The following is a 10,640-nucleotide window of genomic DNA, read 5'->3' as shown; positions in this document are numbered from 1 at the left end:
CATATTCACCAGACCTTAACCCCATTGAGCACAAATGGGCACAAGCCAAAGCAATCAGAAAACAACAAAACCAAACCGTTGAGCAACTCTTTAAAATTGAATCATTTTATGTGACGTAGGCTATATTTGACCGACAATAGACAGAAGCAAAATTTTGCTTAATGAAAAAAGCGCAGATCGTGAGTGGGCGGAGGGGAAATTAGCGTCTTCCTTAACTGCAGCAAGACAGTGATGACTGGCTGGATATGTTAGTCAAAACCATCGAGCTGTTTCGCTCAGCGGATGTCACTCACAGGCAAAGGACGTATGATATCGAAGCTGTTTGCGCAAATGTTAGTCAATACATAAAATTAATCGATTGTATTTGGCTCTAACCGCCGTTCATCCCACAAAGGTACACCAAATACATCATGGATAAAGTAATAAGAGACCGGAACACCTAATATCATCCCCCATAAACCAAAGCTGTGGTAAGCAATCAATAGAATAATGAGTACCAGCACCGGATTGAGTTTGAAGTGTTTACCATAGATCAAAGGATTAAGTCCGTAGGCCTCGATAATATGGATGACGGTTATCATGACCACTATTGCTATTGCTAGCGTCAGGCCACCGGTATTCAATGCAACCAGCACCATCGGTGTAGTGGAAATGAAAACGCCCAGCACCGGAATGAAACTGCAGACAAATACAATCAATGACAAAAGCGCTACCGAGGGTATGCCCAGAATGATCAAGCCCAACAACGTCAGGAAGGTATTTACACAGGCAATCATTGCCTGTGCCTGGATAGCGCGGCCAACCACATACGTGAAGCGAATTACCGGTTGCGCGGTTTCCTGATAAAAATCACGCAGCCGGGAATCATGCAGGCTTTTCATTAAATCGCCCAGGCGAACACTGTCAAACAGAATCAGGAAGCTGAATAATAGTGCAAGCAGCATGGTGCCGGTAGCTTGATAGAGATGATTGATAAATTTTGGCAGTTCCTCACGGACTTTACCCATCTGCTTTGTAATCAGAAAATTCACCAGCAGCTCTGCTTCCTTATCGTAATATTTTTTCAGTTTTTCCAGTGCAACTGCGGAGATGTGATTGTCGTTATCAAGTTCCGGGCGATCAATATCGGGAAGATTGATCGTTTCCTGAAACAATTTAAGTTCTCTATCTATCACGCGTTGAGTATTCTCGTCCAGAATGCTGCGCATATAACCATGTAATGAGCGCTCTACGCCAGGATATTTGCTGCCGATATCGCGCTTTAATTCCATCAGTTTCAGTCGCACCTCACTGATATTGTTCATAAAACGGCTGGCCTCGCCGATTACGCTGGGCGTAACATAGTGAACGAAGCTTCCTAGTACAACCAGAAAAAAAATATATACCAATGTCAGAGACAAACGGTAAGGCAGTTTCAGTTTGTCCCGGCCAAGGCGAACCAAGGGTATAGCGATGAAAGCAAGAACAAATGTAATAAAAATCAGTCCGAAAAAGTCACGCAATAACCATAACAAGCCGATTAGGATGAACCAGATCAGTATGCGACGGTTAGCTTCATAAAAACTATCCAAATTGAATGGCATTATTTAGATTCTTTGAGCAATTAATATTCGAGGAAGATTTGATCAAAAATTCCTTAATCAAATTGTTATTTCCAGCATAGCGATAAATAAATCTGTGTGCGGAAGTATAAAGGATAACCATGTTGCAAGATACCTCCTGCAACTGCCTGCTTATGGTTTTCAGGAGTCATTTGCTGCTTTGCCGCATGACTGTGGAAAGTATCGATACTGTCCGGACTCGGCTGCAGAAATGCAACGAAGAGCTGCCTGGATGTGCGTGTTGAGCATGCCCTACCTCAGAGCAGAGCACACGCCTGGCCTAACGAATTGTTCTGGTAAAAGAGGAAATTGCAGGAATCCCCCTATGCCATAGCTTCAGTAGGCATCACACTGGCAAGCAGCATGATTTGTGCTTCTTGATTGGGTTAGCTCAGTTACTGAATCAAACTATTCACCCTTGCCCAGTCAGATTCAGCTAGCACACAACCCGACCGCAAGATCGGCTCAGGATTGCCCATAGCAACTGGCTACCGCAGACGGACCGCTTGTTTTCATGCTCTGGTATTTTTCCCAGAAGGCGCTAGCGACCTGATGCACAGCTTTCGATGCAGACTTCTTTCGGTATCGCTCGAAATAACCCGGACCACCGTTATAAGTGACATAGGACAGGCGAGCCAGATAGTCGAAACTTCTATTCCTTTTGTGTTCATCCCTGGCCAAAACATAGTCTGTCAGATAATGGTGCAGAATCTCGTTTCCCGCTGAGGCGTTATAGCTGATATCGCTACGCAGAGCCGGAATTTCATAGAAACCGCGCCATACCTTCGGATTCACCTGCATAATGCCAACTGCGCCTGCAGGCGACGTAAGCGGTTCAATTCGGCCGCCTTTTTTGACGAATTGCCGCCAACAACTCTCCTGCCATGCAGTGGCAAGAGACAAATGGCGGAAGAATTCATGATACTTGTCTGTCAGGCCTTTGCTGCGAATGGTAGCGCTGACAGTATAATCAAGCAGATCTTCGACGAGCGGCAAGAAGGTTTCGATTTCACCAGCATCAGGCACCCAACTGTTAAGTTTTTTGATCAGGGCGCGGTCTGGTCCATCCGCCGCCCACACTGGGGCAAAGAAGAACCAGGTGCCACTATCAATATCTGGTGTTTGATTCGACACCGGCAGTGGCAACCCGAAGCCAAATAACCGGCGTAGTTCCGGGTCTACGTCGAGATGGTAAATAAGAGGATCCTCCTCAAACTCGGGCGCGAGCATGCGCGCCAGCCGGCGCAGGCCGTCAGCAGAAATCTCATAACCAACTTTTTCACTCACCTGATCCATCGCTTTTAGCGCATCTGCCGCTGTAACGAAACTCAGATAGCGGATCGCCTCTGTCCCCGGCAAAGTAGTCTTCATCTGCTGCAGAATAGGCGCAAGCCTTTCCCAGCTTTTCAGAAACAATCCACGCACCGGGTCTGCAGTTCCCTCCTTCCAGCCGATCAAACTTTCTGTCAGATCGTAACGGCCGTCGAGCAAAACCTCGAGCAGCGCCCGGCGTAAATCTATCTGTTCGGTGTCTTGTGCCACCCGCTTGATCACAAAGGTTAAGAATGCATCCCAACGCTGCCAGGCTGCTTCCCAGCGCAACATTTCCTCTGAAGTCAGCGCTGGTTCGGCAAGAGGACGTATCGGTTGGCCAGCCATCTCGGGAATACTGATTTGCAGGGTTAACACGAGCCCCTCCTGGACGATTTCCAATCCGGAAAACTTGATCGATTCCAGCGTACGCTGCGCGTCATTAACGCCGCTAGTGGCAAGCATCAGAGGGATAAGCGCCCGGATCTCCTGCAGTGGCGCAGTGAGATCTACTTTCAACGCCGCTAATCGTGAATGGACATACGGTGTAACCCAGTCCCACAGCGCGCCACTTACCAGAGGTTTGTTTCCTTCCCGATCGAGCAGATTCGAGTCGACTATTCGAAATTCGACCGTGGCTTGCTCCGGAACGATGGCAGGCTCCAAAAAGACTTCAATGAATCCCCGCCACTTAGGGAGGTGCCAGCAGCCGCTGGCGATCCTTTGCCCAAACCTTGCTTTGACCGCAGTAACGATCCGGATTTGATCAGCATGTGGACCAATTTGTGGATCAGAAAGAACAAGAGTGCTGCAATCCGTTTGTCCGTCAAGTATTTGCGCTGTATTACCTTGAGCGGTATAAATCTGTTCGAGTAAGATGCGGCGCAGAAACTGATCATCCAGCTTCAACGGCACACTAATTTCACTTGCACCTGCGCCGCTAGTCAACAGCAGCAACACCACCGGCAACAGAATCCAGCTTTTCAGTAAATTTGCCCAGTATGAGCTAATACTGGCCATCGGAAAGGAGAAAAGCGGCAATTGTTACAGCCATACTGCACTTCTTGCATGCCAGACATTTATCGGCAATCGCATGCAGCGTGATAGAGCGGCACAGCTATTCACGTTTGCTACGCTGGCTGAAGGTACAGTGACGTCCATGCTTGGTTGTTCTTGCCGATATCATTCCTTAGCTGGCGCCTTTTCCGGCTCCACACTGTCAATCTGCGGTATGGCCTTTTGCGGATGCTGCTTGACCATCCGCTTCAATTTATCGTCCTTCCTCGCCCCATGGACCCCGCTCTGCTGTATTTCCATACCAGGCGGCAATTCCTGCAATTCGGCTGTTCTGCGCTCAAGCTCAAGCTCAAGCTCAAGCTCAGCTTCAGCTGCAAGCCAGTCATCAAGCTCATGCCCCGGGACGCCGCCACGCTTCTGGTAATGGTAATAGGCAGCCTCGCGAATCATTGCCTCGCGCTGCTCAAGACTAAAAGTTCCTTGCCATGTCATATCACGATTAATTTGCTGGTTAACAACAGTACGTGTCTGTTTAGCCATGTCTTTATCCTCCATCGTTGAAGATGAGGAGCGCGAAACGAACGGACCAAGACCGCAAGTTGAGCGCTCCTTGAAACTGCCAGATTAGGCTACACCCCTAACACCGGCGACCAGAGCCGTTGATATAAAGGAAAAATAAACGCTTTCTTGCTCGGGCTCTGAAATTTTTATAGTCTATCGGAATACAATCGCTAAAAAAATACGTACAAACACGTAGAAATAACCGTTATAGATCAGTTGATCAGAAATCTTTTTGACTCAAGCAATGGGTAAGACGTCAAAAGCTACATATATTTCTTCTTCAACAGCGAGACGCTCATTTTAATGTCGCTGATGTTTGTTTATTTGTTATCCTGAACAAGTACAAGTATGTCAGTTTAGATACTTTCCCATAAGCCGCTATGCCAATAACGCCGTCTTGCTCCCGTGGCAAAAAACGATGCTAACGGAAAAGCTGGTTTGCATTGCCTGGAATTGAACAATGAAAATTATTAGTGTTAACGACATTCAGAAGCTGATCAAAATCATTGGCCTTAAGGCTTTTTTTGACAGACTGATTACGGCTGTGGAAAGCGATTTTTCCCGTTGGGGAGCGTTCCATAAATCCGTGCGCCATGCAACGTATTATGCACAAGGCGCGATTGAACTGATGCCTTGCGCAGATGATCGTTTCTATGCATTCAAATATGTCAATGGCCACCCCGGTAATCCAGCACAAGGCAAGTTGAGCGTGGTCAGCATCGGTCAGTTAAGCGATACCGCTACAGGCTATCCGCTGCTGCTAAGCGAAATGACTTTGCTGACCGCTTTCCGCACAGCAGCAACGGGCGCTCTGGCAGCTAAATATTTGGCCCGGCAAGATGCTCAGTCTTTGGCAATCATCGGTACTGGAGCAGAAGCAGAGTTTCATGTAATGGGTTTTAGCACTCTTTTCCCGTTACAGGAAATACGTTATTTCGATATCGATACAGCGGCTATGGCTAAATTTTCTCGCAATATGGCACCGTACGCTTTCGAATTAATACCCTGCACCAGCATTCGGGAAGCTGTCCACAATACCGATATGGTCATTACGGCAACAGCAGCAAAGAAACCGCAGATCTTGTTCGAATTGCAGGATATCGCGCCAGGGACACATATTCATGCCATGGGCGGCGATTGTCCCGGCAAAACCGAGCTAAGCCGGGTGTTGCTGGAAGCAGCGAAAATCGTCGTTGAATATACTCCGCAAGCATTAAAGGAAGGTGAAGTACAACAGTGCGATGCGAGTGATATTTACGCTGAGTTATGGGAACTCGTCACTAACCGCAAGCAGGGCAGGGAAAATGCTGCTGAAATTACCGTGTTCGATTCGATTGGCTTTGCCCTGGAAGATTTTGCAACACTGCGTTTAGTGTATGAACTGGCTATAGAACATCAAATAGGCAGCGAAATCGCATTACTGCCCGAACCACACGATGCGAAAGATTTGTTCAGTGTGTTATTGCTTACTTCCTGACTTTCTCCCCGAAAAATAAGAACCGATTGTTAATCTGCATAAAACACTTCGACAACCGTTCTCATCAGATGCAGCGTTTTGGCGTGCCGATCGCTTTCCGGATTGAATTCGCTGATCTCCAGGCCGCAGAGCTTAGTATGACGCTTCACCGCGGCCAGCGCAGCCAACAGCGCGGCGGCTTTAATCCCGCCCGGCACAGGTGTCTCTACACCCGGCGCATCTTCAGGATCGATTAAATCCAGGTCGAGACTGATGCCTATCATCCTGCAAGTGCTACTTAATTGCTCAATGGCCGCAAGCAGTGTTTGCGAAAAATCACTGATTTGATCAGCAAAAATAATCTTGACATTGGCCTGTTGCAAAAGAGCATATTCACCTGCTTCATAACTGCGTACACCGATCAGCAGCAGATTCTCCGGCTGAATAAAACGGTCAGTGGGATACACTGCGCTCAGACGCTCATCTGCTTTGCCCAACAACGCAGCAACCGGCATGCCATGTATGTTGCCGGAAGGTGTGGTGGCAAAAGTATGCGCGTCCATATGCGCATCAAGCCAGATTAAGCCTAGTTCGTTGCTGTGCGGCAATCCCTGCAACACCCCCGCCCAGGTGCCGAGCGCACATGAATGATCGCCGCCAATCACCAGAAAAGGGTGCCGTGTTTCAGTCCAGTAGCAGGTAAATTGACTTGCTTTCTGGTAGAGTTGAAATAACCTGGTTTCTTTTAAACCCTTCTTTTCTGGATACAGCATATGCCATTGCAACTGTAGTCCAGCATGCGCCGGCTGCCGCTCAAACTCATCGCGCAACAATTCTGCCGCATAGCCGCACGCCTGCACCGGCCCACCCAGACCGGAAGCAATTCCCAGTGTTTGTATGCATGTCGTCATAAAGCAATGATGGCACAGTTGGCGGATAATGTCTCCAAGATGAAACCGATCGCTTTTTATGCCAGCCATAGCCATACGAAATCAACGGATTAAGCAACCTATCGATTTTCATAATGTTGCTGCGTAAACGGCTACTGGTGATAGTCCATTAACCCCTACGTCGATTACGTTAACTGGATGGCAGTAATGAAGATTCCTCAACTTTGCGCAATCTCCGGCATGGTAGACTGCCTTTTGCTAGAAAGAAGACAGTGATAACAGTTCAGTAGCCGACATGCAGGCACCGCCTAACGCCACTTTTTCAACTTCTGGTGAGCTGTCAATTGTCCAGCTCTATCTGTCCCCGCGCTTCGCCCGCAGGGTTTTTCACGCTGTGTACATTCACGTAGGTTCTCCCATTACGCATTGCCTCGACAAGTTCCTGTATAGTTGCGCCGCAGCTTGTGTCGACAATATTCACATTTGTGAGAGTCGCTTCAATCTCAACCCTGCCTTCGACCCCTCCACTCACTTCACCTGCCAAAAAAGCCACTACCGGTCCATTCTCGCCAACCGATGCACAATGGATATGTGCTCCTGCGACGCCAAGCAAACCTATCGCTTCTTTTTTACGGGCTTTAATCTTAAGCTCGTAACCTATCATTGTATGGTCACTATTCACTTCAAACCGCACCTTTCCCTGAACCCGGGAATCCACAGGCATGACTTCCTGCCCTCCGGAAAGCCTGGCCTTGAATTCAAGCGTATCGTGGGTATAAGCGCTGCTAGCCAAGAGTATAAGGACTAGCAGCGAGGATAGGGTAATAGTTGCTTTCATGAGTTAATCTCCTTTTGTCCTTTTGTCCTTTTGGTTTATTGAATATTTTCTTGTGAAAAATTCTTTATTGAGTCCAAAATAAGGCATAGGGAAAATAACTACTTTTTCCGCTATCTTGATAGCATATTAAAATATGCTGGCTAAAAAAATACGTGCAAACACGTAGAACCCTCTTCAATTGACAAACAATCAAAAAATCCTTGTTAGTTCAAACATGGAATACGTCGTAAGCCAAATGCATTTTTTACCTTTCGGGTAAAAGACACTCAAAGAAAGCTAGCGCAGAAATGTAACCAGACGACTCGAAGAGAAACGGTGGAGAAGCGTTTGAAGAAAGAAGAGAAATCAATATTAACCAGGTGTGATAACAGTTATTCGCAGCAGATGTAGAATATTTGGCAAGTTCTCGTCTATCGTTCATGCGTCATTCTGACAGCCCTGGCTCTGCCTACATCCTGCAATACATCGGAGCAGCATCACATGACGGAAGAATTTAAGGCATTTATAAAGCAACTCGAAGCCGAAACCATTCCCCCGCACAAGCAAGCGGTGCTGACATGTTCGATGCCACGATCTCGAGAAAAGAAGAGGATTACACCCGGGCAGCGGATTTGGCAGCGCAGCTCTCCAAGATATTCGCCAGCAAGGAGGATACAAAATACCATGCGGTGCAATTCGTGAATCCGATGGCCACCTGAAAATAGAGCTCCTGCCATTAGTGCCAACTGCAAACACGGCATCCACCTAGCGTGCAGCAAATGCCAGATTGATTTAATTCCAATCTAAAAACCCCATCTTTGGAGCAATCAAAAGGCCAGCACGTTAATCATCCGGCTGGCCTTTCCATGTTGACGCTGCCTACGCTAGCAGAATGTCAGCATTTCCATATTTTCTACTTCTGATTGCAATTTTCTCAATCATCACGAGTTGTTAATTGGAACATCATGATAGGTTTTAACATGAGGCCCGAGATAGACTCGAGAATATATTCTTACTAGTGAGAGGCCAACGATAACAAAACTCAAAGCCAGGACAAAAGCGAACAACACCTGGTCTGTATGAATATGCGTGAAAACAAGATCTATGCCGAGGAAAGAGGGTGTAATCGGGAAACCCATCAGTCCCAAGCAGGCAAGCAGAAAAATAAAAGCCTGTCCAGGGTGCTCGTAAACATGACCGTGCTTTCCTTTCAGGTCAGTTCCGGGTTCCAGTCTGCTCGTCCAGCTCAGACAAAGGAACCCGATCAAGCCTGCAAGAGCTACACCACTCAGGAAGATTTGAAGCTCCAGATCTGTCACCTCTTCATAGAACGACATCGCCAACGCCATCCATAGATAGTTCATGATAATGAAGAACCAACTGAGACGAGGGCTCATCCTCTCAGTGAAGGACTTGAGTACCACAACAAGACCTATCAGGGCAAAGAGTGTCGGCAGGACTGATTGCACCTCAGCCGGCAGTGATTGCTTGAAGTGCAGACAGGCGAGCCCACCGAGAAAAGTTGCGGTCACAATCAGGAATCCTTGAACTCCCGACAATACAAGATTCAATTTGCGACCAATCCACTTCACGGGATCCCAGAAAAATACGTACATGAAAGAATCCAGATTGAATTCTTTTATGCCCAGCATATACAGGGAGTACCCGATCCCTTTGAAAGTTGTGTGCTCATCGGAATACTGTCGAGGAACAAAGTGATAAAACTGATCCCGAATGAGATAAGTTACTACCGATGGCGAGACCAGCAGTTGATAGCAACGCAGGAATGCATTACCTGCAAAATGAATCAAGGCAACATCATAAAAACCCAACGCGATTTCGATGAAGATGATCCCGATCTGCGCGATTGAAGAGTAAGCAATCTGCGTTTTAATCGACGACTGTACGCGAGCAATAAACGTAGCAACAATACTGGTAAACAAGCCGAGCAGGGCTACGACTGTCACGATGGCTATCTGGCTTTCCCAGAAAGGATAAGTGCGAAGCAGAAGAAATGCTCCCAGGTGTGCTGAAAGAGAGCCATAGAAGATTGCACTGGATGGTGTCGGCCCCTCCATCGCACGCGGCACCCATGAGGAAAATGGGAGCTGGCCCGATTTAACTGCGGCAGCCAGCACCAACATAAGAGATATCAGAATGCCCACTTCGGCGTTATCCTGGAGGGCCTGACTAACTAGTTCCGGGTGCAGCAACTTCGAGAACATGATGTTTTCATGCCACAGATGATGACTCATCCAGATAACCAGGATCAGCCCCATATCGGCAACGCGAAATACGGTAAATACCTTCAAGGCATTTTTTACCGGCAGATACCGTCCTCTATAGAATCCGATCAACAGGAAGGAGGTGATTCCAAATACTTCCCATCCGATGAAAAGGGTCTCAAAATTTCCAGAGAATATGATGACGTTATAGCCGATATAAAAGAACAGAATCGTATTAAAAAAGCGTTTATAACCCTGTTCTCGATGCAGATACCATCTGGAATACACCGTTATCATGAAAACCAGAAAAGAACCGACAAAGAGGTAAACTGCGGTGATCTTATCGAAATATAGTGAAATGAAAAACTGATAACGTTCCGTATCATAAAGAATAAGCTCAACTGTCTGGAGCGTCGGATAACCGCCAGCCAGCCAGAGAGCCATGAATGCCCAACCAATAACCATTTGGATGCCCGTGGTAGAGTAGGCTATCCACGAGATAGCATCCTCCTTCCGCGGTGGAATAATCATGCTCAGGACAAATCCAATTAATGGAATGAATATGAACAGTTTGAGCAGGGATGTCAGTAGCGGTGTCATTTTTTTTCCTTATCAATGAAGTAGACGGGTAAATTCTCTTGGGTTGCTTCGACAATGTTGGTGAACTCTGCTTTCTTAGCACCTTCCATCAATTTCGGAATATCCGATATGGTTTCCAGTCCCTGCAACAAGGGCTTATACACAGTCGAGAAGTTTCCGTCC

The 10,640-nt window shown here is 47.2% G+C and carries 8 protein-coding genes; 2 read left to right on the top strand and 6 right to left on the bottom strand.

Annotated features, from left to right (window positions below; genetic code table 11):
• Nucleotides 1-350 precede the first annotated feature (350 nt).
• From J5I83_RS05605 to J5I83_RS05595, 3 genes are all read right to left on the bottom strand, one after another.
• A complete protein-coding gene (locus tag J5I83_RS05605; protein WP_304054003.1) occupies nucleotides 351-1,583 on the bottom strand; it encodes an AI-2E family transporter in 1,233 nt (410 codons plus the stop codon).
• A gap of 483 nt (nucleotides 1,584-2,066) precedes the next feature.
• Nucleotides 2,067-3,932: a lytic transglycosylase domain-containing protein gene (locus tag J5I83_RS05600; protein ID WP_304054002.1), complete on the bottom strand. Its 1,866-nt coding sequence runs from the start codon at nucleotides 3,930-3,932 to the stop codon at nucleotides 2,067-2,069.
• Between the two features lie 162 nt (nucleotides 3,933-4,094).
• Entirely contained in the window at nucleotides 4,095-4,469 is a 375-nt protein-coding gene (locus tag J5I83_RS05595; RefSeq protein ID WP_304054000.1) for a DUF2934 domain-containing protein, read from the bottom strand.
• Between the two features lie 481 nt (nucleotides 4,470-4,950).
• On the opposite strand from J5I83_RS05595, the gene J5I83_RS05590 reads away from it, so the two are divergent.
• Nucleotides 4,951-5,967: an ornithine cyclodeaminase gene (locus J5I83_RS05590; RefSeq protein ID WP_304053997.1), complete on the top strand. Its 1,017-nt coding sequence runs from the start codon at nucleotides 4,951-4,953 to the stop codon at nucleotides 5,965-5,967.
• Nucleotides 5,968-5,996: 29 nt separating this feature from the next.
• Here J5I83_RS05590 and J5I83_RS05585 read toward each other — a convergent pair whose 3' ends face one another.
• Complete coding sequence (locus J5I83_RS05585; protein ID WP_304053995.1) at nucleotides 5,997-6,926, bottom strand: arginase; 930 nt, start codon at nucleotides 6,924-6,926, stop codon at nucleotides 5,997-5,999.
• A 250-nt stretch (nucleotides 6,927-7,176) separates the two neighbouring features.
• Nucleotides 7,177-7,629, bottom strand: a complete 453-nt coding sequence (locus J5I83_RS05580; protein ID WP_304053992.1) for a CHRD domain-containing protein — start codon at nucleotides 7,627-7,629, stop codon at nucleotides 7,177-7,179.
• Between the two features lie 602 nt (nucleotides 7,630-8,231).
• On the opposite strand from J5I83_RS05580, the gene J5I83_RS05575 reads away from it, so the two are divergent.
• Nucleotides 8,232-8,372: a hypothetical protein gene (locus J5I83_RS05575; protein WP_304053989.1), complete on the top strand. Its 141-nt coding sequence runs from the start codon at nucleotides 8,232-8,234 to the stop codon at nucleotides 8,370-8,372.
• A 222-nt stretch (nucleotides 8,373-8,594) separates the two neighbouring features.
• Here the strand turns inward: J5I83_RS05575 and J5I83_RS05570 are convergent, their stop codons facing one another.
• Nucleotides 8,595-10,478 (bottom strand): proton-conducting transporter membrane subunit, encoded by a 1,884-nt coding sequence (locus J5I83_RS05570; protein WP_304053986.1) that lies wholly within the window; start codon nucleotides 10,476-10,478, stop codon nucleotides 8,595-8,597.
• Between the last annotated feature and the right edge of the window lie 162 nt (nucleotides 10,479-10,640).

The sequence above is a fragment of the Nitrosomonas communis genome, assembly GCF_024102715.1.
GTDB lineage: Bacteria > Pseudomonadota > Gammaproteobacteria > Burkholderiales > Nitrosomonadaceae > Nitrosomonas > Nitrosomonas communis_B.
The sequence above is the reverse complement of the archived record's forward strand: the minus strand, read 5'-3'. Positions and strand labels throughout refer to the sequence as shown.